Source organism: Pseudomonas sp. NPDC077451 (assembly GCF_044543345.1).
In the GTDB taxonomy this organism is placed as follows: Bacteria; Pseudomonadota; Gammaproteobacteria; order Pseudomonadales; family Pseudomonadaceae; genus Stutzerimonas.
This window is the reverse complement of record NZ_JBITVX010000004.1, coordinates 105,598-131,377: the sequence shown is the minus strand read 5'-3', so window position 1 is coordinate 131,377 and position 25,780 is coordinate 105,598. Positions and strand designations below refer to the sequence as shown.

The following is a 25,780-nucleotide window of genomic DNA, read 5'->3' as shown; positions in this document are numbered from 1 at the left end:
GACTGTTACGTAACAGCCCGGCACGCGACTCTATCTGCCCATAACCCATCCCCGTTGATTGCGGGAAGGAGCGGCTCATGGAGCGCATACTGACTCGGAGGCAAACACTTGCAATCGGCCTGCCGCCGCTGCATCGGGTGCTGCAGCAGCTACGCCTGTGGCAACAACGCATGCGGACCCGGCAGCAGCTGGCCGCGCTCGACGAGCGCCAATTGGCGGACATCGGGATCAGCCACAGCGAGCGCCTGGACGAGCTGAACAAGCCTTTCTGGCGCTGATACGGTGCTTTCCAGGCGACGTCGTCGAGCCGTAAGCTGAACGGCAAGCCCCGCGCGACGGTCAAAGTGACTATCGGCGGGAAGCCGCGTCTAGTCTGGAGAACACCATGAACAAGTATCTGTTGTCTGTTGCCACCGCTGCCTGCCTGGCTGCGGGCACCGCGTCGGCGGGAAGCATCACCGGCACCATCGACGCCATCGGCGCCTCGCTGGTCAACACCGTCGAAGGCACCTCCGATATCACCTCGAACCTGGGCGATGACAAGCTGGTACTCGACGCCAAGGACGATGCGGCCCGCTTCGTTGCCAGCAATGGCGAAGCGCGCGGCGCGCAACTTGAAGCGGCGTTGCAGCACATCCGCACCCAGGCCCCGAGCCTGCACGCAACTGACCTTCAGCTGGCCAGCGCAATTCTGGCGCTCTGATCCGCGGCGTGAGCGAGCATGACGCTGGCTCTGGGGCTGGCGTTTCGCTAGCCTTGCCGGCTGATTGTCCAGCCTCAGGATTCACATGCGTTCGCTTTACCTTGTACTCGCTGGCTGCTGCGTCTGCGGCAGCGCGCAGGCCTTCGACAGCCTCATCGGCAGCACCGTCGCGTCTTCCTACGTCGCCAGCCAGGTGACCAGCGCCCCCTTCGACAACAAGCTGATCCTCAACGCCCGCGATGACGCCGCCGGGTTCGTTGCCAGCCACGGCGAGCTTCGTGGCGCTCGCCTGGAAGGTGCCTTGCGTTGGCTGCGCGAGCGGCAACCGCAGCTGACGGCCAGCGACCTTGAACTGGCCGAGGCTATCCTCGTCCAATCACCCACTCCGCTCCCTCGAGAAGACTCATGAACCTCAAGCTGATCGCCGCGCCTTTTGCCCTGGCCCTTCTTGCCAGCGGTGCTCAGGCACAGACGCTGGTGGCTACCAGCAATATTGTCGTCAACGCCCTGGACCGCAGCATCAATTTCACCTCCGACGTGACCAGCCGCATCAGCGACATGAAGGTCGTCAGCGAAGCCCGCGATGAAGCCGCCGGCTTTGTCGCCAGCGGTGGTGAAATTCGTGGCGCGCGGCTGGAAGCCGCGCTCGGCCGCTTGCGCGGTGCATTCCCGGAAGCACAACAAGCCAGTGACCTGGCGCTGGCCGAAGCCATCCTCGCTCAGTGAAACCATCTTGGGCCCGCTGGCTGGGCGTTGCGCTCACTGCGGTCATGGCGTTCGGCAATATGTGCCTGGCCGAACTGCGCCTGACCCTGGATAACGCCGACCTGCGACCGGCCGAACGGTCAGCCAGCCAGCAATTGCTGGGCGAAGCGCTGGCCGCGTTGCCGCCGCGAATGCTCGAGCGTCTCGACCGAGACGCCCGCGTCCGCTGGCATGACGGGCTGACCCACGACGTTTATGGAAGTGCCGGCGGCAACCTGCTGCTGCTCAATCGACGCCTGTTGCCAGCACTGGCCGATGGCAGCGCGGCCGATCAACGTACGGAACGACCGCACGGCACGGTGCGGCGCGAGATGTTGGCGACACTGGTCCATGAGGTTGCCCATCTGTATGACCGCGCCCACCTCTGGTCAGCGGAAACCCATCGGCAACTGGGTTTCTGTAATCAACGCGCCGGCAGCCTCGGCCTGGTCGGGTTGCCGGACAGTTGCCGCGGCCAGACCGAGCGCCGCTTTACCCTCAGTGATGATCCATATCTGCTTGATCTTGCCGGCTGGCCGCAACGCGTCGGCGAGCGTGGCGAGCGCGAGCGCGAAAATGCGCAACAGGCGCGCAGCCCCGATGCCTATGAGCTGACCAGCCCACTGGAATTCGTTGCGGTGAACCTGGAGTACTTTCTTCTGGACCCCAGCTACGCCTGTCGCCGGCCGCTGCTGCATCGCTATTTCACTGAGCATTTCGGCTGGCACCCGGCCAGTGCGGAGGCATGCAAAGGCGCATTGCCGATCCTCAATGCCGGACACGACTTTGCGCGCACCCCGCTGATCGAGCTCGACCCCGAGCGCGTCTACGCCGTTGATTATCTGTTCGCCGAGGCCAACGACGCATGGGTCAGTCGCTGGGGCCACAGCATGCTGCGCCTGGTTATCTGTGCGCCCGGTCGGCCGCGCGGAGCAGACTGCCGCCTGGATCTGGACCATCACCTGGTGCTGTCTTTCCGCGCCTTCGTTGGCGACGTGCAGCTGTCGAGCTGGGACGGACTCACCGGCGTCTATCCGTCACGCCTGTTCGTCCTGCCGCTGGGCCAGGTGATCGACGAGTACACCAAGGTCGAACTGCGCAGCCTCGCCTCGATCCCGCTGAAACTGCAGCGTGACGAGATCGAGAACCTGGTGACCCGCAGCGCCGAAATGCACTGGAGCTACGACGGTAATTACTACTTCCTGTCCAACAATTGCGCGGTGGAAACGCTCAAGCTGCTACGCAGCGGCACCGCCCGCCCCGAACTCGTTGCGCTGGACAGCATCCTGCCCAGCGGCCTGCTGGAGCTCCTGATCAGCCGTGGCCTGGCCGATGCCAGCGTACTCGACGACCCACAAGAGGCGCTGCGCCTGGGGTATCGCTTCGATTCCTACCGTGATCGCTACCAGGCCATGTTCACCGTGCTTCGCGAGCGTCTGGGCTTGCCGCAGACCGATGTCGAAGCCTGGCTAGCGCTCAGCGCCGAACAACGCCGTCCTTGGATCGAAAAAGCCGACCTGCGCGCCAGCGCGGCCCTGCTGCTGGTCGAACAGGCGGCGCTGCGCCGGCATCTGCTGCTGGCTCAAGAAGAGTTGAAAAATCGTTATCTGAGCGGACGCGAGCACGGCGACAGGAGCCTGGCCAAGGCGGACGAAACCCTACAGGGCATCCTTGCCAACAGCGGTTATCTGAGCCAGCCGGCGCAATTGCTCGACGGCAACGGCTACGGGCTGCCGCAGGCCAGCGAATGGCAGCGTCTGGAGTCGGAAAGCAACCAACGCCAGGCGCGCTTGAATCAGCTTACCGATGCGCTGAATGCCGAGGTGCGCCTGTTGCTCGGCGAAGAGCGGCGGCTGGAGTTGGAAAGCGTCGAAGCCAATCTGGCGCAGATCAGTAAACACCTTCGCGGATTGCACAAGGCCGGCGGAGGTCTGCAGCTACCCTGACGCCCGTCCGCCGCGCCGTGCCCCCGTTAATGCCGATCTCGGAGGCGCCAGCTTGCTGGCAATACATCCCGACGTGCCGGACCATGCGCAACGCCCACGATCACGGGCAAGAACTGGGCGCCTCCCTCGCTCCTACAAAGCGAAGCGGATCGGCAGCGCCACATGAAGGCGCTGCCGGAGGCTCCAGTCAGCAACGTGCCGGCACTTTTTCGAGGCGAAAAAAAACCTCGAACTTCGTTGGGGGAGGGGGAAGTTCGAGGTCTAAATCCGGAACGCCATAGGCGTATCCAGAGATCTGCCAACACTTAACACAACAAGGAGCATCGAAGGGCTTTTACACCCTTCGTAGCCTATGACCAGGCTTTCGATCCGTCAGTTCAATACAGACCGAAAAATAATTTAATAACGGGGCGTAGGCGCTCTAAAACGCGGCGGCCCGAGGCTGCACGAACGCGACGCGCCCTTGCCCAGTCGCCCCTCACCGCGTTTGCACGCAGCTTTCCTAACCTGACGCATTCCGCCAACGCCCGTTTCCGGCTATCTGCGGTAGAACTGACGCCTGCTCGCCGCTGAGCGAGCCGACTACAGAACGTCGACTCGCAGGTGCCGTCAGTGCGCCTCGTCCCAGTTATTGCCAACGCCCGCCTCGACCAGCAGCGGCACGTCCAGCTGGGCTGCTCCGCTCATCAACGGAAGAATCTGCTCGCGAACCTGCTCGACCAGATCCTCACGGACCTCGACCACCAGTTCATCGTGCACCTGCAGGATGACACGCGCATCCAGCCCGCTCTCCTGCAGCCAATTGTCCACCGCGATCATGGCGCGCTTGATGATGTCCGCCGCAGTGCCCTGCATCGGCGCGTTGATCGCCGTGCGCTCGGCACCTTTGCGCATGGCGCCATTCTTCGAGTTGATCTCGGGCAAATACAGCCGCCGGCCGAACAGCGTCTCCACATAGCCCTGCTCCGCGGCCTGGGCGCGGGTGCGTTCCATGTAGGCAAGCACGCCGGGGTAGCGGGCAAAGTAGCGGTCGATATAGGCCTGTGCTTCGCCACGCGAAACATCGATCTGCTTGGCCAGGCCAAAGGCGCTCATGCCATAGATCAGGCCGAAGTTGATCGCCTTGGCGCTGCGCCGCTGATCGTTACTGACCTGGTCCAGCTCGATGCCGAACACTTCGGCCGCCGTGGCACGGTGGACGTCCAGGTCGTTCTGGAAGGCGTACAACAGCCCAGCGTCCTGCGCCAGGTGCGCCATGATGCGCAACTCGATCTGCGAATAGTCCGCGGCCAGCAGCTTGTAACCCGGCGCCGCGACGAAGGCCTGACGGATCCGCCGGCCTTCTGCCGTGCGGATCGGGATGTTCTGCAGGTTCGGATCGCTGGAGGACAACCGTCCCGTCGCCGTCACGGCCTGGTGGTAGCTGGTGTGGATGCGCCCGGTGCGCGGATTGATCTGCTGCGGCAGCTTGTCGGTGTAGGTGCCTTTGAGCTTGCTCAAGCTACGGTGCTGCATGATCACCTTGGGCAGCGGGTAGTCCCGCTCAGCCAGCTCGGCCAGCACGCTTTCCGCCGTAGACGGCTGACCGCCAGCGGTCTTCGACAGTACCGGGCAGCCAAGCTTGTCATAGAGGATCGCGCAGAGCTGCTTGGGCGAGCCCAGGTTGAATTCCTCACCGGCGATCTCGAACGCCTCACGCTCCAGCTCGACCAGCTTGTTACCCAGCTCGACGCTCTGCAGCCCGAGCAGATTGGCGTCGACCAGCGCGCCGTTGCGCTCGATGCGGGCCAGCACTGGAACCAACGGCATCTCAATCTCGTTGAGGACCTTGAGCAGAGAGGGTGTGGCCTCGAGCTTGCTCATCAAGGTCTGGTGCAGACGCAGGGTGACGTCGGCGTCTTCAGCGGCGTAGGGTCCGGCCTGCTCGACGGCGATCTGGTCGAAGGTCAGCTGCTTGGCGCCCTTCCCGGCGATATCCTCGAAGCGGATGGTGCCGCGGCCCAGGTACTTGAGCGCCAGGCTGTCCATGTCATGGCGGGTCGCGGTGGCGTCGAGCACGTAGGATTCGAGCATGGTGTCGAAGGTCATGCCGCGCATCTCGATGCCGTAGTGCATCAATACGTTCATGTCGTATTTGCCGTGCTGGCAGATCTTGCGCTTGCTCGGGTCTTCCAGCAGCGGCTTGAGTGCGGCGAGCACGGCATCGCGATCGAGCTGCTGCGGCACGCCCATGTAGCTGTGCGCCAGCGGTACGTACGCCGCTTTGCCCGCCTCGATGGCAAATGACACGCCCACCAGCTGTGCCTTCTGCGCATCGAGGCTGGTGGTTTCGGTGTCGAAGGCGAAGCAATCGGCGGCCTTCAGTTGTTCAAGCCAGGCGTCGAACTCGGCTTGCTCGAAAGTCGTGCTGTACTCGGCTTCGGCCTGGATCGAACAGCCCTCGGGCTGCACCTCGCAACCCTCGCCGGCGGCCTTGGCTTCACGCAGCAGATCGTCGAGCCAGTTCTTGAACTCCAACTCGCGATACAAGGCGATCAGCGCCTCGCGGTGCGGCTCACCGGGCATCAGGTCGCCGACCTGCACGTCCAGCGGCACGTCGATCTTGATGGTCGCCAGCTCGTAGGACATGAACGCGGCGTCACGATGTTCCTCGAGTTTGGCGGCCAGCGACTTGGCGCCGCGAATCGGCAGGTCGCAAACCTTGTCGAGGTTCTCGTAGAGCCCCTTGATGCCGCCTTCGATGCCGTTGAGCAGGCCGCAGGCGGTCTTCTCACCAACGCCCGGAACGCCGGGGATGTTGTCGACCTTGTCGCCCATCAGCGCCAGGAAATCGATGATCAGCTCCGGGCCAACGCCGAACTTGTTCTTCACGCCTTCGATGTCGTAGACGCTGCCGGTCATGGTGTTAACCAGGGTGACATGCGGACACACCAGCTGCGCCATGTCCTTGTCGCCGGTGGAGATGATCACGTCGCGTCCCAGCGCCGCACATTGGCGCGCCAGTGTTCCAATTACGTCGTCGGCTTCGACGCCGTCGACGCACAGCAGCGGCATGCCCAGGGCGCGAACGCTGGCATGCAGCGACTCGACCTGACCGCGGAGGTCGTCGGGCATCGGTGGACGATGGGATTTGTATTCAGCGAACAGCGTGTCGCGGAAGGTCGGGCCCTTGGCATCGAAGACCACCGCGAAGGGGCTGTCCGGGTATTGCCGGCGCAGCGACAGCAGCATGTTCAGTACGCCCTTGACCGCCCCGGTGGGCTTGCCGGTCGAGGTGGTCAGCGGCGGTAGGGCGTGGAAGGCGCGGTAGAGGTAGGACGAACCGTCCACCAGAACGAGGGGCGCTTGGCTCATGAGCAGGATCAACCTTTTCGACGGGTCCGCGGCTAGAATGCACAGGACCACTTGACGACAAAGGGACAAGGTTATCATGCGCACATTCAAACCTTTGCTGCTGGCCGGGCTGCTGGCACTGGTGCCGCTGAGCGGTTTCGCTCAGGAATCGGTCGATGGCGAACCCGACGTCACGATTCGCCAGGAAGGTGATCGCACGGTTGAGGAATACCGGGTCAACGGCTTCCTCTATGCAGTAAAGATCACGCCTAAGGTCGGCAAGCCGTACTTCCTGGTACGCGCCGATGGCGACAGCAACTTCATCCGCGCCGATAAGCCGGACATGCTGATCCCAGCCTGGGAAATCTTCAGCTGGTAACCTGGCGCCACACGTAACGGAAGGCAGCTCATGTCGGTTTTCACGCCCCTGCAACGCGAAGAACTCGAAGTTTTCCTGGCCCCTTATGGACTGGGACGCCTGCGCGATTTCGAGGGCATCGCCGCTGGCAGCGAGAACAGCAATTTCTTCGTCAGCCTGGAACAGGGCGAATACGTCCTGACGCTGATCGAACGCGGCCCCAGCCAGGATCTGCCGTTCTTCATCGAACTGCTCGACGTGCTTCATCGTCACGGTCTGCCGGTGCCCTACGCGCTGCGTACCGATCGCGGTGAAGCGCTACGTACGCTGGCGGAAAAGCCGGCCCTGCTGCAACCGCGCCTGGCCGGCAAACACGTCAGTGCACCCAACCCCCATCAGTGCGCTGAAGTGGGTCGGCTACTGGCGCGACTGCACCTGGCGACCCGCGACCACATCATCGAGCGGCGCAGCGACCGTGGCCTGGACTGGATGCAGGAAGAAGGCCCGAGCCTGGCGCTGTCGCTAGACGACGCGCAAATGCCGCTGCTGCGTGACAGCCTTGCAGAGATTGCCGAACTGAAGCCAAAGCTTCTGGCGCTGCCGCGGGCCAACCTGCACGCTGACCTGTTCCGTGACAACCTGCTCTTCGAGGGCAGCCACCTGACCGGCGTGATCGATTTCTACAACGCCTGCTCCGGGCCAATGCTCTACGACATAGCGATCGCCCTTAACGACTGGTGCTCGCACCCCAACGGCGAGATCGATGAGACGCGCAGCCAGGCATTGCTGGCCGCCTATTCCAGCCTGCGCCGCTTCACCCCGGCCGAGGCCGAACTATGGCGCCCGATGCTACGCGTCGCCTGCGTGCGTTTCTGGCTGTCGCGCTTGATCGCGGCGCAGAAGTTCGCTGGCCAACCGGTGTTGATCAAGGATCCCGACGAATTCCGCCGTATGCTCAGCGCCCGTCAGCACTGCCACAGCGCCCTGCCGTTTGCCTTTTGAGGCCTTTTTCAAGCGGAAGGCCGCTCCGCGCCCCGTGCCGGAAAAACCCTTCACGCCGTGCGCAATCAAACAGCCATGTTCGCGGTCAAAGTTCCTGCACCTAAGACCGTACGGGATGTACGCATGAACAGAGCAATGCCCCAGGAGGGGTTTTCAGGAACGTTTTCGCCGGTTAAACGTCAAGTACAGCCCGTCCAGGCGCATCGTTGCACCCGGAAAGATACAGCCGGCACCGGCAAGCAGCTTGCGGCTATGGGTTTAGCCGCTGCGCCCAGCAGCAACTCTGTCCACTGGCGCACTGCCCGCTCGGATGGCCCTATTCATACGCCGCTGCCCACGGCCGTGGCCCTCAACATCCTGATGCACCTGCCCGTCTCGGCCAGGCCGCATTGTTTTCAGGGAAAACACGCATGACCTCACGCTATGTAATCAATGCCTCGGTTACCCCTAAAGGTAGTCTGGAGACGCTGTCCCAACGGGAAGTCCAGCAACTGAGCGAAGCTGGTTGTGGCAGTACCTACACACTGTTCCGCCAGTGCGCCTTGGCCATTCTCAATACCGGCGCGCGCATCGATAACGCCAAGACCATCCTTGAGGCCTACGACGACTTCGAAGTACGTATCCACCAACAAGATCGCGGTGTGCGTCTGGAATTGCTCAATGCGCCGGCCGATGCCTTCGTCGACGGCGAGATGATCGCCAGCACCCGCGAAATGCTGTTCAGTGCGCTGCGTGACATCGTCTACACCGAAAGCGAACTGGGAAGCCCGCGCATCGACCTGAGCAGCTCCCAGGGCATCACCGATTACGTCTTCCATTTACTGCGCAACGCTCGCACGCTACGTCCCGGCGTCGAGCCGAACATGGTGGTGTGCTGGGGCGGACACTCGATCAGCACCGAGGAATACAAGTACAGCAAGCGCGTCGGCCACGAGCTGGGCCTGCGCAACCTGAATATCTGCACCGGTTGCGGACCGGGCGTAATGAAGGGCCCGATGAAGGGCGCGACCATCGCTCATGCCAAGCAGCGCATCGTCGGCGGCCGTTACCTGGGCCTGACCGAGCCGGGCATCATCGCCGCCGAAGCGCCGAACCCGATCGTCAACGAGCTGGTGATCCTGCCGGATATCGAAAAGCGCCTGGAAGCTTTCGTCCGCGTCGGTCACGGGATTATCATCTTCCCCGGCGGCGTCGGCACGGCGGAGGAATTCCTCTACTTGCTGGGCATTCTGCTACACCCGGACAACCGCGGCGTGCCCTTCCCGGTCATCCTCACCGGCCCGGAAAGTGCCGCGCCGTATTTGCAGCAGCTGCGTGACTTCGTCGGCGCCACCCTCGGCGAAAAAGCACAGGGCTTGTACCAGATCATCATCGACAACCCGGCCGAGGTAGCCCGGCAGATGTCCGAAGGGTTGAAAGCGGTCAAGCAGTTCCGCCGTGAGCGTAACGACGCCTTCCATTTCAACTGGCTGCTGAAAATCGAGGAAGGCTTCCAGCACCCGTTCGACCCGACTCACGAAAACATGGCCAGCCTGCAGCTGACCCGCGAAGTGCCGCCCCACCTGCTGGCGGCGAACCTGCGTCGGGCGTTCTCCGGGATCGTCGCGGGTAACGTCAAGGACAAGGGCATTCGCCGCATCGAGCAGTTCGGCCGCTACGAAATCAACGGCGACACGGCGATCATGAAGCCACTGGACGATTTGTTGCAGGCCTTCGTCGAGCAGCATCGGATGAAGCTGCCGGGCGGTCGCCCCTACGAGCCGTGCTATCGCGTGGTGACCTGAAAATCTCGAAAGGGCCGTGACGGCTAGGGTCGCCCAGCTCATCGAAGCAAACGCTACGCGGTAAACGACGGAAGCGCCTTCGGCGATTCCGTCCTACAAAGCCGCCAATCCCGGCCAACGTAGGGTGGGCTTCAGCCCACCGGGGCGGTTGGTCGGTTGCAGAGGGCGGGACGGGGCACGGAAGCATCTTGTGGGCTAACGCCCACCCTACAGGTGCGTCCGGCCGGGCCACGGTGATGTACCGGCCGATGTAGGTTGGATTAGCCGAAGGCGTAATTCGACGGATCGAAGGCGTAATCCAACCCGCTCAACCACACTTGGAATTGCCGCAGTTCAGGCACGTCGCGCAGCCATCCATCTGCACCACCGCCTGGGTGTTGCACTTGCTGCACAGCTGCGCACCGGCCGGGAAGCCCTCGCCCGGCTCGACGGTCACCGCCCCCTGGCTGGCCTCGTAAGCGGCGCGCTTTTCCGCCAGATACTTGAGCTGGGTTTCGTCCAACGCATGACCTTCGAGCATGCCGATATGGATCAGGTGGCGCTCCAGTACGCCGCCGATCTCCGCCACGATGGACGGCATATAGACGCCGCCCTTTTTCAGGTAGCCACCGCGGGGATCGAACACCGCTTTCAGTTCCTCGACTAGGAAGGTGCAGTCACCCCCCTTGCGGAACACGGCAGACATGATCCGGGTGAGCGCGACGATCCACTGGAAGTGATCCATGTTCTTCGAGTTGATGAAGATCTCGAAGGGTCGGCGCTGCTCGTGGGGCGTGCCGGCGTTGAGCACCACATCATTCACCGTGACGTAAAGCGCGTGTTCGAACAGCGGTGACTTGATCTTGTAGGTCATGCCGACCAGCGTTTCTGGACGCTGGATACTCTCGTCCATCTCCACCACATTGACCCTGGTGGTAGTGTCAGGTGTGACAGCGGGGCGTTCCAGGGTCTCGTCGACAACCTTGAAGCCCTTGATGCGCTGGGTGATCTTTACGGTCATTGCGGGTTCTCCAGCCGCACGACAGACGCCGCGCGGTTATCAGTCGGGGCTCAGTACTTGCCGTAATAGCCTTCTTTCAAAGCGTCGAACAGGTTGGCGGCGGAGTTGACCTCACCGTCGTACTCGACCTCTTCGTTGCCTTTTAGCTCTACCACGCTGCCGTCTTCGAGGATGAAGCGGTACAGGGTCTTTTCCAGATCGGCCTCCTTGACCAGCACGCCCTGGAACGCCGCCGGATTGAAGCGGAAGGTGGTGCAACCCTTGAGGCCCTGCTGCCAGGCGTAGCGGTAGATGTCTTTGAACGCTTCGAATGGATAATCGGTGGGCACGTTGGCCGTCTTGGAAATCGACGAGTCGACCCACTTCTGCGCTGCGGCCTGAATGTCGACGTGCTGCGTCGGGGTGACGTCGTCGGCGGTGATGAAGTACTCCGGCAGCTGCTCGCCGGGCTCGGTCGAGCCCGGCTTGGCGCGTGAATTGATCAGCGTGCGATAGGCCAGCAACTCGTAGCTGAACACCTCGATCTTTTCCTTGGCCTTACGCCCGGCGCGGATCAGGTTGCGCGAGTAATGGTGGGCGAAGCTTGGCTCGATGCCGTTTGAAGCGTTGTTGGCCAGACTCAGGCTGATCGTGCCAGTGGGCGCAATGGAGCTGTGGTGGGTGAAACGTGCGCCCTGCTCGGCCAGCTGATCGATCAGCTCGGGCGCGTATTCGGCGATCTTCTGCATGTAGCGCGAATACTTCGCGTGCAATACGCGGCCCGGCACCTGATCGCCGATCTGGTAACCGTCCTTCTTCATCTCCGGACGCTTGCGCAGCAATTCGGCGGTGACCTCGAAGGTTTCGGTCAGTAGAGGCGCCGGGCCTTTTTCTTTCGACAGTTCGAGCGCCACTTCCCAGCCGACCAGCGCCATTTCGCGCGCGACTTCTTCGGTGAAGACGCAGGCTTCGGGGCTACCGTAACGCAGCTTGAGCAGCGTCAGGGCTGAACCAAGACCGAGGAAGCCCATGCCGTGGCGGCGTTTGCTCTCGATTTCGTGGCGCTGCTGCGCCAGCGGCAATCCGTTGATTTCCACCACGTTGTCGAGCATGCGGGTGAACAGGCGCACCACTTCGCGGTACTTGTCCCAGTCGAAACGCGCATCGGCACCAAAGGGGTCGATGACGAAGCGGGTCAGGTTGATCGAGCCCAGCAGGCAAGAGCCGTAGGGCGGCAGCGGCTGCTCGCCACAGGGATTGGTCGCGCGGACTGCTTCGCACCACCAGTTGTTGTTCAACTGGTTTACCCGGTCGATGAGGATGAAGCCCGGCTCAGCGTAGTCGTAGGTGGAGACCATGATCATGTCCCACAGATGTCGCGCCTTGACCCGCCCGTAGATCTTGCAGGCCACGAGGCCGTCGTCGCGGACGATGTAGCCGTCATGGCTCGGCCATTCGCGCCACACCACCTGTTCGGCATCGGCCAGATCAAGCTCGGCTTTTTCCTTCATGTGCAGCGGAAAGATCAACGGCCAGTCCGCGTCGGCTTCCACCGACTGCATGAACTCGTCAGTGATGAGCAAGCTGAGGTTGAATTGCCGCAGCCGGCCGTCCTCGCGCTTGGCGCGGATGAATTCGCGCACGTCCGGATGGCCGACGTCGAAGGTGCCCATCTGGGCGCCGCGGCGCCCACCGGCGGAGCTGACGGTGAAGCACATCTTGTCGAAGATATCCATGAACGACAGCGGACCGCTGGTGTGTGCGCCCGCGCCGGAGACGAAGGAGCCGCGCGGGCGCAGGGTGCTGAACTCGTAACCGATGCCGCAGCCGGCCTTGAGCGTCAGGCCGGCTTCATGCACCTTGCCGAGGATGTCGTCCATCGAGTCAGCGATGGTGCCGGACACGGTGCAGTTGATCGTCGAGGTGGCCGGTTTGTAGTCCTGCGCGCCGGCGTTGGAAATGATCCGCCCGGCGGGGATGGCGCCGTTGCGCAGCGCCCAGAGGAAGCGTTCGTACCAGTGCTCGCGGGCATCCTGTTCCTCCACATCAGCAAGCGCGCGGGCAACCCGCTGCCAGGTGGCGTCGACGCTGTCATCAACGGCGCTACCGTCCTTGCGGGTCAGGCGGTATTTTTGCGCCCAGATGTCTTCGGAGGCCGTCTGAAGAGCGATTTCTGGGGTGATTTTCGTCTCTGCCGTGATGGGCCCGTCCGTCTTCGCCATGCGCTGCGCGTCCTCGTGTCGATGGAGTGGAAACCAAAGCACGAAGCATAGCCATGAGCGCCAGAAGCACTATGACGCGCATCAAGTCGGCCGACGGACGACCCGGACAAGCGCCGGGCGGAGCGTTGCCGCCGAGCGCTATGAACCGAGAGTCAGAGCGATTCCAGACATTCCGCCAGCGAGCGACCGAGATCTTCGATCAACTGCTCGTAGCCGCCCGCCGAGGCGTCGATGCCGTGACCCAGCGCGTCCAGCTCGGTGACCTTCACTGGCAGCCCCCGGATCAGGCTATCCGCCAGACGCGGACGAACCGGTGGCTCGTAGAACACGCAGCTCGGACCGGCCTGTTCCAGGCGCTCTCGCATGGCGGCAACATGTCGCGCGCCGGGCTGGGCTTCGCCACCGGCGCTGAACACGCCGGCGTGTTTGATTCCATAAGCGGCTTCGAAATAATCGAAGGCTTCATGGAAGACGAAGAACGGCTTGGTTCGGGTTTCGCTCAGGCGCTGGCTGAGCCGCTTATCGAGCGCATCCAGCCGCTGCTTGAATGCGGCCAGGTTGGCTATGTAGCGCTCGGCATTGACCGGATCGGCCTTGGCCATGTCCTGCGCCATACCCTCGGCGATGGTCACCGCGTTCGCGGGCAACAACCAGAGGTGCGCGTCCAGGCTGCCGGGACGGTGAGCATGGTCGTGCTCGTCGTGGTCGGCGGCGGCTTCATGAGCGTGGTCGTCATGTTCATCATGTGCCTGCTCGGAGTGCTCGCCGTGCGCCTCGTGTGCATGCTCGTCGTGGTGATCATGCTCGGCCTCGTGCTCGCCGGCTGTGTCGCCGAAGTGGCGCAGGGTCACTCCGGGCAGCGACTGTATCGCCACGCTCGGCCGCTTGCGGCCTTCCAGCACCGGCGCGAGAAAACCTTCCATGTCCGGGCCGATCCAGTAGAACAGATCGGCGCTGCGAATCTGCCGTACGTCGGATGGGCGCATGGCGTAATGGTGGGGCGAGGCACCCGGCGGCAACAGAACGGCAGGCTTGCCGACACCGTCCTGAACGGCAGCGGCGATCAGCTGCAGCGGCTTGATGCTGGTCAGCACCTCGATCTCGGCATGGGCTTGGGCGCTGCTGAAAAGGCTCGCGGTCACTAGAAGCGGTATCGAAAAAAGACGAAACACGGGCAACACTCGATTGAACTGAATGGGTAACATAATAACGTCTCTCAACCACATCGTCTCGCTCATGCCCAAGTCTCCGCTGGCCTGCACGCCCCACGACCACAACCACTGCGTCAGCCATGCTCTGGCCGAAGCCGACCTCCTCTGCGAACGTTCCGGTGTGCGCCTGACCGCCCTGCGCAAACGCGTACTGGAGCTGGTCTGGCAGAGCCACAAGCCGCTCGGCGCCTATGACATTCTCGCCGAGCTGACGGCCCAGGACGGCCGCCGCGCCGCGCCGCCTACCGTTTATCGCGCGCTGGATTTCCTGCTGGAGAACGGGCTGGTGCACCGCATCGCCTCACTCAACGCATTCATTGGCTGCAATCACCCTGAACACCCGCACCAGGGCCAGTTCCTTATCTGCCGCAACTGCCACACCGCCATTGAGCTCGAACAGCCGGCGATCAGCGAGGCCATTGACAAGGCCGCGCGCAGCGTGGACTTCAAGGTAGAAGGCCAAACTGTAGAAGTGGTCGGCCTGTGTGCGCCCTGCCGGAACGCGGCATGAGCGAAGCGCTGATCCGCCTGGATGACATCCATGTGCGCTTCGCCAAGCAGGCCGTGTTAGAAGGCGCCCAGCTGCAGGTGCATCGCGGCGAAATCGTCACGCTGATCGGCCCCAATGGCGCTGGCAAGACCACCCTGGTGCGTACTGTGCTCGGCCTGCTCAAGCCGGACAGCGGCACCGTCTGGCGCAAACCCAAGCTGCGCGTCGGCTACATGCCGCAGAAGCTTAACGTCGACCCGACCCTGCCGCTGTCCGTACTGCGCTTTCTGCGCCTGGTGCCGGGAGTGGATAGAGGCGCGGCGCTGTCGGCGCTTAACGAGGTGGGCGCCGGGCACGTCATCGACAGTCCGCTGCAATCGGTTTCCGGCGGCGAGATGCAACGGGTGCTACTGGCCCGGGCGCTGCTCCGTGAACCGGAGCTGCTGGTGCTGGACGAGCCGGTTCAAGGTGTCGATGTGGCCGGCCAGGCCGAGCTCTACCGGCTGATCGGGCGATTGCGCGAGCGCTACGGCTGCGGCGTGCTGATGGTGTCCCACGACCTGCATCTGGTGATGAGCGCCACGGATCAGGTGGTCTGCCTGAATCGCCACGTCTGTTGCTCCGGCCACCCGGAACAGGTCAGCGCCGATCCGGCGTTCGTCGAACTGTTCGGCCAGGACGCGCGCAGCCTGGCGGTCTATCACCATCAGCATGACCACAGCCACGACCTGCACGGCAGCGTGGTCACTGGTAAACCTCACGTCCACGGCCCGAATTGCAAGCACTGATCGACATGCCAGATTTTCTTCTCAATGCCCTGCTCGCCGGTCTCGCGCTGGCACTGGTCGCCGGCCCGCTTGGCTCCTTCGTGGTCTGGCGCCGCATGGCCTATTTTGGTGACACCCTCTCGCATTCCGCGCTGCTAGGCGTGGCGCTGGGTTTGATGCTGGAGGTCAACCTGACCCTGGCGGTCATCGTTTGCTGCGTGCTGCTGGCGGTGCTGCTGGTGACCTTGCAGCAGCGCCAGCCGCTGGCCTCGGACACCCTGCTGGGCATTCTCGCCCATAGCACGCTGTCGCTCGGGCTGGTGTCGCTGAGCTTCATGCAGGACGTGCGCATCGACCTGATGGGTTATCTATTCGGCGATCTGCTGGCCGTCAGCCCGACCGATCTGGCCTGGATCGTCGGTGGCAGCGCCCTGGTGCTGCTGGCGCTCATCCCGCTATGGCGACCCTTATTAGCGGTTACCGTGCACGAGGAACTGGCCAAGGTAGAAGGCTTGCCGGTGGCAGCCATCCGCCTGGCCCTGATGTTGTTGATCGCGATGGTGATTGCCGTAGCGATGAAGATCGTCGGTGTGCTGCTGATCACCTCACTGCTGATCATTCCGGCCGCTGCCGCCCAGCGCCATGCACGCACGCCGGAGCAGATGGCCTTGGGTGCCAGCCTGCTGGGACTGCTGGCGGTCTGCTGCGGGCTTGCATTGTCCTGGTATCAGGACACGCCGGCCGGCCCGTCTATTGTCGTCTCGGCGGCCGCGATATTTCTGCTCAGCTTTGCCTGGCCGCGTAGGGCCTAACGCGATGACTGTTGCGCCGGCCATGCTCAAATACCTGCAGGGTTACCCTGAATCATTGCAGCAGCAGGTTCGCCAGATGATCGACGAGAAGCGTCTGGGCGACTACCTAGAGCGCCGCTACCCGCAACGTCATCAGGTACAAAGCGACAAGGCGCTGTACGGCTATGTGCAGCAGCTGCGCCAGAGCCATCTGAAAAGCGCGCCGAACATTGACAAGGTGCTCTACGACAACCGCCTCGACCTCACCCATCGTGCACTGGGCCTGCACACCGCCGTTTCACGCGTGCAAGGCGGCAAGCTGAAGGCGAAGAAGGAGATCCGCGTCGCTGCGCTGTTCAAGGAAGCGGCGCCGGAATTCCTGCAGATGATCGTCGTGCATGAGCTGGCGCACCTGCGCGAGAGCGATCACAACCGCGCCTTCTACAAGCTCTGCGAACACATGATGCCGGGTTACGCGCAGACCGAATTTGACTTGCGCTGCTACCTGCACTGGCGCGAGCTGAGCTGAGCTGACACACAGCCTCCAGGCATAAAAAAGGCGGCTCGGAATAACCGAACCGCCTCTGGACATGCCGCTACGATCAGGCCGGAACCTGCTCCGCAGCCGCCTCGCGCGCCCAGATACGATGCTGCGCCAGGGCCTGGGCGAACGCCGTGAATACCCTAGCCACATCACCGTCATCACCGGTCACCAGACCGGCATCCTCCGGCAGGTTGAGCGCAGTGAGCAGCTGCCGCGCCTCGCCCAGTACCGCGATGGGCTTGAGGTGCTTGTAGGCCTCAAGCAGGTAGTGCTTAGCCACGCCATTCTTGGCCATGGCCTGCACGCTCTGCGCGCCACCCGGGACGAAGACCGCGTCGAAGGCGATCGAGGGCATGCCATCCATCGCCGCATCAGGCGTGAGCATCGTGCCGTCTGCCGCCTTGACCGGAGCCGGTGACGGACCGATCAGTTTGGCGATTGCACCCTCGTCTGCAAGCTTCTGCTTGAAAGCCTCGATAGCCTTACCGTCCACACCGTTGGCGATAAGGATGGCCACTTTGCGCGACTTGATGTTGCCGGACAGGTGATTCATCAGGCTCAGCGCAGGTGAGCTGGCCGGGTTCGGCTGCTTGAGGCTGATGGTCGGCGCGGTCGGTGGCGTGACGCCGATGTTTTCAGCGACCCGGCGAGCCAGTTCCAGATCGATATTGGCCAGAATCTCGTTGACCTGACGCTCGCGGATGAAGACGCGCTCGACCTTGCCCAACTCGAAGCTATAGGCGCCGATGATGTGCTCCTTCTCCGGGGCGCTCATGCTGTTCCAGAACAAGGTCGCCTGGGAGAAGTGATCGCCGAACGAAGGGCTGCGCGCCCGTACCTTGTGCCCTTCCATGCGCTCCGGATAGCTCTCGAACCCGCCACCGCTGGCTGCTGGCGGGGTTTCTTTCGGCCAGCCGCCGTCGATGGAGTTGGGCTCGTAGTTGGCGCGGCCCTTGTTGATCGTCTGCCGGTGAAACGCATCGCGCTGGTTGTTGTGCACCGGCGCAATCGAGCGGTTGATCGGGATCTCGTGGAAGTTCGGCCCGCCCAGACGCAGCAATTGGGTATCGGTGTAGGAAAACAGCCGGCCCTGCAGCAGCGGATCGTTGGTGAAATCGATGCCGGGCACGATGTGGCCGATGTGGAAGGCGGCCTGCTCGGTTTCGGCGAAGAAGTTGTCCGGGTTGCGGTTGAGGGTCATCTTGCCGAGCTTTTGCACGGGCACCAGCTCTTCCGGAATGATCTTGGTCGGGTCGAGCAGGTCGAAATCGAACTTGTGCTCGTCGGCCTCTTCCACCACCTGTACACCCAGTTCCCACTCGAAATAGTCGCCCATCTCGATGGACTCCCACAGGTCGCGGCGGTTGAAGTCCGGATCCTTACCGGCGAGCTTCAGCGTCTCGTCCCAGACCAGCGAGAAGGCGCCAGCTACAGGCTTCCAGTGGAATTTGACGAAGCGGCTCACGCCCTCGGCATTGATCAGGCGGAAGGTGTGCACGCCGAACCCTTCCATGGCACGCAGGCTACGCGGGATGCCGCGATCGGACATGGCCCAGATGACCATATGCGCCGACTCGGGGGTCAATGAAACGAAGTCCCAGAAGCTGTCATGGGCCGACTGGCCCTGCGGAATTTCGTTGTGCGGCTCGGGTTTGACCGCATGCACGAAGTCGGGAAACTTGATCGCATCCTGAATGAAGAACACCGGCATGTTGTTGCCGACCAGGTCGAAGATGCCTTCGTCGGTATAAAACTTGGTGGCGAAACCGCGCACGTCACGCACGGTATCGGCCGAGCCGCGCGAGCCCTGCACGGTGGAAAAGCGCACGAACACCGGGGTTTCCTTGCCCTTGCCGGCAAGGAACGAAGCCTTGGTCAGCGCGCTGTGGTCGTCATAGCTGACAAACACACCATGGGCCGCCGAGCCGCGGGCGTGCACGATGCGCTCGGGGATGCGCTCGTGGTCGAAGTGGGTCAGCTTCTCGCGCATGATGAAGTCTTCGAGCAGCGAGGGTCCCCGTTCGCCTGCCCTCAGCGTGTTCTGGTTATCAGCGATCTTGACGCCCTGGTTGGTGGTCAACGCTTCACCGGTGGCGTCGCTGCGTGCGCCCTCGAGCTGGTCGAGCTTGGCGTTGTGGTTCTTACGGTCAACGGTGTCGGTACCGGCAACTTCGCTGTGTTTTGGATCTTTGTTGTCCGTCATCTTGGGCCTCGGTTGTGCGTATGTGCCTAACCGCGAAGGGACCTGACCGATCTGGGCCGGATGCATCAATTCACGGCATACCGGTTAGTGACCCTATAAAGCCTCTCAAGGTTGCGCCTTACGTCGATTAGCTCCCGCTATCGCACCGATGGCTTACCTCAATCGCGGCAGTTCGCTACGCCCAGGTGCCGCAAACGCGTAGAATGCACGCCTTTCGCCACCATCCAGGCACATACGACCGCACCCACAAGGTTCGCCCGTGATCGAATTTCAGCAAGTCCACAAAACCTATCGGGTTGCCGGCCGGGGCACTGCTCGAGAAGTGCCTGCGCTCAAGCCGACCGAACTCACCATCGGTGCAGGCGAAGTGTTCGGCCTGATTGGCCATTCCGGTGCAGGCAAGAGCACCTTGCTGCGCCTGATCAACCGTCTGGAAGAACCATCCGGTGGCCGCATCCTGGTTAACGGAGAAGACGTCACGGCGCTCGACGCCAACGGCCTGCGCCGCTTCCGTCAGCGGGTCGGGATGATCTTCCAGCACTTCAACCTGCTGATGTCCAAGACCGTGGCCGATAACGTCGCCATGCCGCTGCGCCTGGCCGGTAACCACTCACGCAGCGAGATCGACAGCCGGGTCGCCGCCCTGCTCGAACGCGTCGGCCTGAAAGATCAGGCGCGCAAGTACCCGGCGCAGTTGTCGGGCGGCCAGAAACAGCGCGTCGGTATCGCCCGCGCGCTGGCGACCGAGCCGGACATTCTGCTCTGCGACGAAGCCACCAGTGCTCTCGACCCGCAGACCACTGCCTCGGTGCTACAGCTGCTCGCCGAGATCAATGCCGAGCTGAGATTGACCATCGTGTTGATTACTCACGAGATGGATGTGATCCGCCGTGTCTGTGACCGCGTCGCGGTGATGGATGGCGGTGAGATTGTCGAACAGGGGCCGGTCACCGAGGTATTCCTGCACCCGAAGCATCCGACCACGCAACGTTTCGTCCTTGAAGACGAAGCAGTCGACGAAGGCGAGCAGCACGATGATTTTGCCCATGTCCCCGGCCGGATTCTGCGCTTGACCTTCCAGGGTGAAGCCACCTACAAGCCGCTGCTCGGCACCGTCGCCCGGGAGACCGGTGTGGATTTCAGCATCCTCTCGGGACGCATCGACCGCATCAAGGACACCCCCTACGGCCAGCTGACCCTGGCGCTGGTAGGGGGCGACATGGGTGCTGCCCTGGCCCAGCTGGATGCAGCTGACGTGCATGTGGAGGTGCTGCGCTGATGGACGCCTTGTTTAGCTCTTTGTTGGGGAATGTCGACTGGTACGAAATCTGGCTGGCGACCCTGGACACCCTGCTGATGCTCGGCGGGTCGCTGCTGTTCACCATCATCCTCGGCCTGCCGCTGGGCGTGCTGCTGTTCCTCACCGGCCCGCGCCAACTGTTCGAGAACGGCCCGCTGTACGGCTTTCTGTCCTTCGTGGTGAACGTGCTGCGCTCGTTGCCGTTCATCATATTGCTGATCGTGATGATTCCGTTCACGGTGCTGGTCACTGGCACCTCGTTGGGCGTGGCGGGGGCGATTCCACCACTGGTGGTGGGTGCCGCGCCGTTCTTTGCGCGACTGGTGGAAACGGCTTTGCGCGAAGTCGACCGGGGCATTATCGAGGCCACCCAGGCGATGGGTGCCACCACCCGGCAAATCATCTTCAATGCGCTTCTGCCCGAGGCTCGCCCAGGCATTATTGCTGCCGTAACCGTCACCGCCATCACCCTGGTGTCCTACACCGCCATGGCTGGCGTGGTGGGTGCAGGCGGGCTCGGCGACTTGGCCATCCGCTTCGGCTATCAACGCTTCCAGACCGACGTCATGGTCGTCACCGTGGTGCTGCTGCTGGTCCTGGTCCAAGTACTGCAGAGCGTCGGTGACAAGTTGGTAACGCATTTTTCAAGAAAATAACTGCCTAACCGGCACCGCTACAGGAACCCACAAGGAGCCCTCCATGAAAAAACTGCTTGCCGCCTTTGCCGCTGTCGCGGCTTTCTCCGCCCAAGCCGCCGATGAACTAAACGTCGCTGCCACGGCTGTTCCACACGCGGAAATCCTCGAATTCGTCAAACCCCAGTTGGCCGAACAGGGCGTCGATCTGAAGGTGAAAGTCTTCACCGACTACGTGCAGCCGAACATCCAAGTGTCCGAGAAGCGCCTGGACGCCAACTTCTTCCAGCACCAGCCGTACCTGGATGAGTTCAACAAGGGCAAGGGCACCGAACTGGTCAGCGTTGCTGGCGTGCACATCGAGCCCTTCGGCGCCTACTCGAGCAAACACAAGTCGCTGGACGAGCTGCCCAATGGCGCAACCGTGGTGATCCCCAACGACGCGACCAATGGCGGCCGCGCCCTGCTGCTGCTGCAGAAGGCCGGTGTGATCACGCTGAAGGGCGGCGCCGGCATCACCGCCACGCCGAAGGACATCGCCGAGAATCCGAAGGACATCAAGATTCGTGAGCTGGAAGCCGCCACCCTGCCACGGGTGCTGACCCAGGTCGACCTGGCGCTGATCAACACCAACTACGCGCTGGAAGCCAAGCTGAACCCCACCGAAGACGCCCTGTTCATCGAAGGCAACGACTCGCCGTACGTGAACATCCTGGTCGCCCGCCCGGACAACAAGGACAGCGCCGCCATGCAGAAGCTGATTGAAGCGCTGCACAGCGAAGAGGTGAAGCAGTTCATCAATGAGAAGTACAAAGGCGCCGTGGTTCCGGCGTTCTGATCGCCTGTGAGCTAGCCCAACGAACCCCGCCTTGTGCGGGGTTTTTTATGGCGTCTGCTATACAAAGTGCATGATAACGGGACCACTTTCGGCAATGGTCATTGCTTTTCCCCTTGCGCCGTCGGCCATTTTAATTGATCTCAGGTTACGAATAGCGACCCGCGAAACATGGAGATTTCAATGCAGACAACGGTTAAATGGTGTGATTGGAGGGGGAACGGCCTCGATTACTGCTCGTTTTTGACCAATAGTGAGTCTTCAGTTCTCGACGGGGTAGTCACTGGCAGCCGCGAGGGTAGTTACGGTGCGCACTACTTCGTCCTTACCGACGCTTGTTTTCTCACGCGGGAAGTGCGGGTCGAATATGTTGGCGGCCCACGCATGCACATATGCACAGATGGCGAGGGGCGCTGGCACGATGTGATTCGCAACGAGCCAATTCCGTCTTTAACAGGCTGCTTGGATGTCGATATTGGCGTAACGCCCGCGACGAACACTCTTCCCATCAAACGCTTAAAACTAGCGGAGCAGGCTAGTCAAGAGATAGTCGTAGCTTATGTCCCACTACCGACTCAGATTACAGGCGCTTTTTTGCCTCGGATTGCTCAGCAACGCTATACCTGCCTCACTCTTAATCAGCGATACAGGTATGAGGGGATCTTCCGGAAATTTACTGCGGACCTCGACCTAGACCGGCACGGTCTCGTGCTGGACTATCCTGAAACCTTTCGAAGGGTTCATTTCTAGGCGTTCAACTCGAGAAGGGTGGTAACCACCGACGGCGCCTACAGGAGTCCACTCAACGCACCACCACCAGCGGGTGCCCTCGCTCAGGATAGCGCTGCACCAGCACGTCCAGGCCGAACACCTCGCGCAAGGGTTCCGCCTGCAGCACCGCTTCGACGGAACCCTGCAGGTGCGCCTGCCCTTCATGCAGAAGCAGCAGCCGATCGCAGTAGCGCGCCGCCAGGCCGCGAGCTCACCACTGATCGCACCGAGCAGGGTGCTCTTGCGTGCGCCATTCGGCCCCAGGACGCCGAAAATCTCACCGGCCCGCAGGTGCACGTCGATCCTGCAAAACGCTACGAGCACCGCGGCGCACTTCGAGATTTCTGCGCGAAGCATCAGTTGCGCCCTCGCGCCAGCAGGAAGGGCGCGCTGGCCAGGATCATAGAAACGCGCCAGCTAGAGCAGACAGCTAGCGTAACGAGTCCGATCTGATTCCAACCCGCCGGATCATTTGTCCTGGCGCTCAGCCCTCGCTTCTGAGCAGCACCGGCAGCTGCTCGGCGAGCTTTTCGGTACGCAGCGGGCCACGTACGAAGCCACGCAGCCTGCCATCCGGGCCGATCAGGGCGAGGTTGCCGCCGTGGTCGACGGTGTAGTCCTCTTTCGAGGTATCGGCAGGGATGAAGGGTACGCCCACGGCATTGGCGAGTTCCTGGATCTTGTCCAGCGAGCCGGTCAGGCCGATGAAGCCGGCGCCGAAGTATTCCAGGTACTTCTTCAGCTGTTCCGGCGTGTCTCGCTCGGGATCGACGCTGACCAGAACCGGTTGCATCCGTTGTTTCGCGTCTTCCGGCAGTTTAGTGCGCAGCTGCCGCAGTTCCGCGAGCGTCGCGGGGCAGATGTCCGGGCAGAAGGTGTAGCCGAAAAACAACAGGTTCCAACGTCCCTCCAGCTGCTCCATGGATACCGGCTCGCCGTCCTGATTGGTCAGCGTCAGGTTGGGCACATCGCGGCCCTGAGGCAGCATGACGATGCCCGCATCGAGCAGGTCGGCGGTATCGAGCTGCTGCTCGGTGTTGAGCACCTTGTAGACCGTCAGGCCGATGACCAGCGCAACCAGCGCCACTAGAACAATTACGGTTTTCTGGATGCGTGTCATGAAGGTCCTTGGCGGCCGGCTTAGAAGGTCAGCGGCAGATAATGATCAACCAGCAAGGCGATGAACAGCGCAAACAGGTACCAGATGCTGAATTTGAAGGTCTTGATGGCAGCATGCGGGCGACTGTCGCGATAGAGCACCACGGCCCAGAACAAGAAGCGCGCGCCTAGCAGCACGGCCGCAGCCAGGTACAGCGGGCCGCTCATGTGAATGGCGAAAGGCATGACGCTCACGGCCAGGAGCATCGCGGTGTACAGGAGGATATGCACTTTGGTGTAGTGCTCGCCGTGAGTCACTGGCAGCATCGGCACGTTGACCTTGGCGTATTCATCCTTGCGATGGATGGCCAGCGCCCAGAAGTGCGGTGGCGTCCAAGCGAAGATGATCAAAACCAGCAGCAGCGGTTCGGCCGTCACCTGCCCAGTTACCGCAACCCAGCCGAGCAGCGGCGGCGCGGCGCCTGCCAAGCCGCCAATGACGATGTTCTGCGGCGTGGCGCGTTTGAGAAAGCCGGTGTAGATCACCGCGTAGCCGATCAGCGAGGCCAGCGTCAACCATGCCGCCAGTGCATTGGTAAAGGTCAGCAGCAGGGCCATCCCGGCAACGCTGAGCACCAGGGCGAACAGCAAAGCAGCGGCCGGCGCGACCCGCCCTTGTGCCAGCGGCCGCTTGTGGGTGCGTGCCATTTCCAAGTCGATGCGCCGGTCCACCACATGATTGATCGCCGCCGCGCCACCGGCACAGAGAGCGATGCCCAGGTTGCCGAACAACAGAACGGTCCAGGGCACACCGGAGCGCGTTGCGAGGAACATGCCCACCAATGAGGTGATGAGCATCAGTACCACCACCTTGGGTTTGGTCAGCTCCAGATAATCGCGCCAGATGGCTTGGGCGCCGCGTTCGCTGATGAGAGTGGCCATGGGGTTCTCCTTATGCGCGAGGCAGGTCGAGCCTGCTCGTCGTGTTCGAATTCAGGTGCGGCTGAGGCGCCTGTACGGCGGCAACCGACGGGGCCCGGCGGAGGCGATGGTTGATCAGCACGGTTACCAGCAGCAGCAGCGCACCGCCGCCGTTATGAGCGACCGCAACGGCCAACGGCAGATTGAGCAGCACGTTGCTGATGCCTAGCGCGACCTGCAGGGCCAGGGCGGCGACAAGCAACGCGGCCAGACGCGACAGACCGTGACGCCAGAGCTGCCAGGCCAGCGCCAGCAGTATCAGCGTCACCGTGAGCGCGCCGAGCCGATGCGTCAGGTGGATGGCGGTTCGTGCCTCGCCATAAAGCATCCCGCCGAGGTAATTCGGGCCGATGTCGTGATGAGTCAGGTTGAACGCGTTGGCGAAATCCATCTCCGGCCACCACTGGCCATGGCAGGTAGGGAAATCGGTACAGGCCACCGCCGCGTAGTTACTGCTGACCCAGCCACCGAGGGCCACCTGGATGATCACCGCGAACATGCCGATCAACGCAAAGGTTCTGAGCGTGCCCGGCACGCTCGGCATCGCCGGCTGCCGGCCGGACAGGCGCAGCGTCAGCAGGAACAGCAGGCTCAGGGTAGTGAAGCCGCCCAGCAGATGCGCGGTGACCACCTGAGGCCAGAGCTGCAGCGTGACGGTCCACATGCCGAATGCCGCCTGAGCGATGACCACCGCGAGCAGCAGCAAGGGAAGCTTGAGCGGCTGTCCTGGCTCGGCGCGGCGGCGCAGCGCCTGCACTGCGAGCCCAAGGATGACCAGCCCCAGCGCACCGGCGAAATAGCGGTGCACCATCTCGTTCCAGCCCTTGTGTACCTCCAGCGGGGCATCCGGGAAGCGCATCGCGGCCAGACTCTGCTTGTCCTCGCTCATAGGGACGCTGAGAAATCCGTAGCAACCGGGCCAATCCGGGCAGCCCAAGCCGGCATGGGTCAGCCGTGTATAGGCGCCAAGCAGCACCACCACGACAGCCAATAGCGTGGCGACAAGGGCGAGGCGGTAGCCGGGTTTTGCCATCTGGTTCTCCTTGGGCAGCCTTTCTGGGACTCCAGCGAGGCGGCCGAGTG

Annotated in this window: 24 protein-coding genes and 2 pseudogenes; 16 read left to right on the top strand and 10 right to left on the bottom strand. The window is 62.6% G+C overall.

Annotated features, from left to right (window positions below):
• The first annotated feature begins 77 nt into the window (after positions 1–77).
• The 5 genes from ACIGHL_RS08935 (at position 78) to ACIGHL_RS08915 (ending at position 3,393) form a co-directional block, all read left to right on the top strand.
• On the top strand, positions 78–278 hold the full coding sequence (locus ACIGHL_RS08935) for a DUF1127 domain-containing protein (RefSeq protein WP_128119718.1): 201 nt from the start codon (positions 78–80) through the stop codon (positions 276–278).
• Positions 279–385: 107 nt separating this feature from the next.
• A complete protein-coding gene (locus tag ACIGHL_RS08930; protein WP_128119719.1) occupies positions 386–703 on the top strand; it encodes a DUF2388 domain-containing protein in 318 nt (105 codons plus the stop codon).
• A gap of 85 nt (positions 704–788) precedes the next feature.
• Complete coding sequence (locus tag ACIGHL_RS08925) at positions 789–1,112, top strand: DUF2388 domain-containing protein (protein ID WP_045422760.1); 324 nt, start codon at positions 789–791, stop codon at positions 1,110–1,112.
• Complete coding sequence (locus tag ACIGHL_RS08920; protein ID WP_045422762.1) at positions 1,109–1,429, top strand: DUF2388 domain-containing protein; 321 nt, start codon at positions 1,109–1,111, stop codon at positions 1,427–1,429. Before ACIGHL_RS08925 ends, ACIGHL_RS08920 begins: the two co-directional genes overlap by 4 nt.
• A 44-nt stretch (positions 1,430–1,473) precedes the next feature.
• The gene (locus ACIGHL_RS08915) at positions 1,474–3,393 is read left to right on the top strand and encodes a DUF7844 domain-containing protein (protein ID WP_128119804.1); all 1,920 of its coding nucleotides are present in this window, start codon (positions 1,474–1,476) and stop codon (positions 3,391–3,393) included.
• Positions 3,394–4,002: 609 nt separating this feature from the next.
• Here the strand turns inward: ACIGHL_RS08915 and polA are convergent.
• Positions 4,003–6,747 (bottom strand): DNA polymerase I, encoded by a 2,745-nt coding sequence (gene polA / locus ACIGHL_RS08910; RefSeq protein ID WP_216707017.1) that lies wholly within the window; start codon positions 6,745–6,747, stop codon positions 4,003–4,005.
• 76 nt (positions 6,748–6,823) lie between these two features.
• On the opposite strand from polA, the gene ACIGHL_RS08905 reads away from it, so the two are divergent.
• From ACIGHL_RS08905 to ppnN, 3 genes are all read left to right on the top strand, one after another.
• The gene (locus ACIGHL_RS08905; protein ID WP_127838111.1) at positions 6,824–7,105 is read left to right on the top strand and encodes a DUF2782 domain-containing protein; all 282 of its coding nucleotides are present in this window, start codon (positions 6,824–6,826) and stop codon (positions 7,103–7,105) included.
• Between the two features lie 30 nt (positions 7,106–7,135).
• Positions 7,136–8,086, top strand: a complete 951-nt coding sequence (locus ACIGHL_RS08900) for a homoserine kinase (RefSeq protein ID WP_128119720.1) — start codon at positions 7,136–7,138, stop codon at positions 8,084–8,086.
• Between the two features lie 410 nt (positions 8,087–8,496).
• Entirely contained in the window at positions 8,497–9,870 is a 1,374-nt protein-coding gene (gene ppnN / locus ACIGHL_RS08895; protein WP_128119721.1) for a nucleotide 5'-monophosphate nucleosidase PpnN, read from the top strand.
• 307 nt (positions 9,871–10,177) lie between these two features.
• Here the strand turns inward: ppnN and ACIGHL_RS08890 are convergent, their stop codons facing one another.
• The 3 genes from ACIGHL_RS08890 to ACIGHL_RS08880 all read right to left on the bottom strand — a co-directional run bounded on the left by ACIGHL_RS08890 (position 10,178) and on the right by ACIGHL_RS08880 (position 14,243).
• Positions 10,178–10,870 (bottom strand): TSCPD domain-containing protein, encoded by a 693-nt coding sequence (locus tag ACIGHL_RS08890; protein WP_128119722.1) that lies wholly within the window; start codon positions 10,868–10,870, stop codon positions 10,178–10,180.
• A 50-nt stretch (positions 10,871–10,920) separates the two neighbouring features.
• On the bottom strand, positions 10,921–13,071 hold the full coding sequence (locus tag ACIGHL_RS08885) for an adenosylcobalamin-dependent ribonucleoside-diphosphate reductase (RefSeq protein WP_128119723.1): 2,151 nt from the start codon (positions 13,069–13,071) through the stop codon (positions 10,921–10,923).
• Between the two features lie 152 nt (positions 13,072–13,223).
• Positions 13,224–14,243 (bottom strand): zinc ABC transporter substrate-binding protein, encoded by a 1,020-nt coding sequence (locus ACIGHL_RS08880; RefSeq protein ID WP_128119724.1) that lies wholly within the window; start codon positions 14,241–14,243, stop codon positions 13,224–13,226.
• 64 nt (positions 14,244–14,307) lie between these two features.
• Here ACIGHL_RS08880 and zur point away from each other — a divergent pair, with 64 nt between their 5' ends.
• The 4 genes from zur to ACIGHL_RS08860 are packed head-to-tail and all read left to right on the top strand — an operon-like array spanning position 14,308 to position 16,859.
• Positions 14,308–14,793 carry a zinc uptake transcriptional repressor Zur gene (gene zur, locus ACIGHL_RS08875; protein WP_128119725.1) on the top strand — a complete coding sequence of 162 codons (486 nt, stop codon included), beginning with the start codon at positions 14,308–14,310 and terminating at the stop codon, positions 14,791–14,793.
• Positions 14,790–15,560, top strand: coding sequence for a zinc ABC transporter ATP-binding protein ZnuC (gene znuC / locus ACIGHL_RS08870; RefSeq protein ID WP_128119726.1), 771 nt, complete (start codon positions 14,790–14,792; stop codon positions 15,558–15,560). The genes zur and znuC overlap by 4 nt, the downstream gene beginning before the upstream one ends.
• A gap of 5 nt (positions 15,561–15,565) precedes the next feature.
• On the top strand, positions 15,566–16,351 hold the full coding sequence (znuB, locus tag ACIGHL_RS08865; protein ID WP_046163573.1) for a zinc ABC transporter permease subunit ZnuB: 786 nt from the start codon (positions 15,566–15,568) through the stop codon (positions 16,349–16,351).
• Positions 16,352–16,355: 4 nt separating this feature from the next.
• Positions 16,356–16,859 (top strand): M48 family metallopeptidase, encoded by a 504-nt coding sequence (locus tag ACIGHL_RS08860; protein WP_241509071.1) that lies wholly within the window; start codon positions 16,356–16,358, stop codon positions 16,857–16,859.
• A gap of 73 nt (positions 16,860–16,932) precedes the next feature.
• On the opposite strand, the gene katE is transcribed toward ACIGHL_RS08860, so the two are convergent.
• On the bottom strand, positions 16,933–19,077 hold the full coding sequence (katE, locus tag ACIGHL_RS08855; protein ID WP_128119727.1) for a catalase HPII: 2,145 nt from the start codon (positions 19,075–19,077) through the stop codon (positions 16,933–16,935).
• A gap of 259 nt (positions 19,078–19,336) precedes the next feature.
• On the opposite strand from katE, the gene ACIGHL_RS08850 reads away from it, so the two are divergent.
• From ACIGHL_RS08850 to ACIGHL_RS08835, 4 genes are all read left to right on the top strand, one after another.
• Positions 19,337–20,356: a methionine ABC transporter ATP-binding protein gene (locus ACIGHL_RS08850; RefSeq protein ID WP_128119728.1), complete on the top strand. Its 1,020-nt coding sequence runs from the start codon at positions 19,337–19,339 to the stop codon at positions 20,354–20,356.
• The gene (locus tag ACIGHL_RS08845) at positions 20,356–21,033 is read left to right on the top strand and encodes a methionine ABC transporter permease (protein ID WP_045422780.1); all 678 of its coding nucleotides are present in this window, start codon (positions 20,356–20,358) and stop codon (positions 21,031–21,033) included. Before ACIGHL_RS08850 ends, ACIGHL_RS08845 begins: the two co-directional genes overlap by 1 nt.
• A gap of 43 nt (positions 21,034–21,076) precedes the next feature.
• Positions 21,077–21,850 (top strand): MetQ/NlpA family ABC transporter substrate-binding protein, encoded by a 774-nt coding sequence (locus tag ACIGHL_RS08840; protein WP_128119729.1) that lies wholly within the window; start codon positions 21,077–21,079, stop codon positions 21,848–21,850.
• A gap of 168 nt (positions 21,851–22,018) precedes the next feature.
• Positions 22,019–22,597: a putative glycolipid-binding domain-containing protein gene (locus ACIGHL_RS08835; RefSeq protein WP_499176008.1), complete on the top strand. Its 579-nt coding sequence runs from the start codon at positions 22,019–22,021 to the stop codon at positions 22,595–22,597.
• Positions 22,598–22,649: 52 nt separating this feature from the next.
• Here the strand turns inward: ACIGHL_RS08835 and ACIGHL_RS08830 are convergent.
• The 5 genes and pseudogenes from ACIGHL_RS08830 to ACIGHL_RS08810 all read right to left on the bottom strand — a co-directional run.
• Positions 22,650–22,820, bottom strand: a pseudogene (locus ACIGHL_RS08830) (heme ABC transporter ATP-binding protein); the annotation flags it as partial.
• A 14-nt stretch (positions 22,821–22,834) separates the two neighbouring features.
• Positions 22,835–22,975 (bottom strand): annotated as a pseudogene (locus ACIGHL_RS08825) (heme ABC transporter ATP-binding protein); the annotation flags it as partial.
• A gap of 127 nt (positions 22,976–23,102) precedes the next feature.
• Positions 23,103–23,738: an SCO family protein gene (locus ACIGHL_RS08820; RefSeq protein WP_128119732.1), complete on the bottom strand. Its 636-nt coding sequence runs from the start codon at positions 23,736–23,738 to the stop codon at positions 23,103–23,105.
• A 20-nt stretch (positions 23,739–23,758) separates the two neighbouring features.
• Positions 23,759–24,658, bottom strand: a complete 900-nt coding sequence (cyoE, locus tag ACIGHL_RS08815) for a heme o synthase (RefSeq protein ID WP_045422786.1) — start codon at positions 24,656–24,658, stop codon at positions 23,759–23,761.
• Between the two features lie 10 nt (positions 24,659–24,668).
• Entirely contained in the window at positions 24,669–25,730 is a 1,062-nt protein-coding gene (locus ACIGHL_RS08810) for a COX15/CtaA family protein (protein WP_128119733.1), read from the bottom strand.
• Positions 25,731–25,780: the final 50 nt, after the last annotated feature.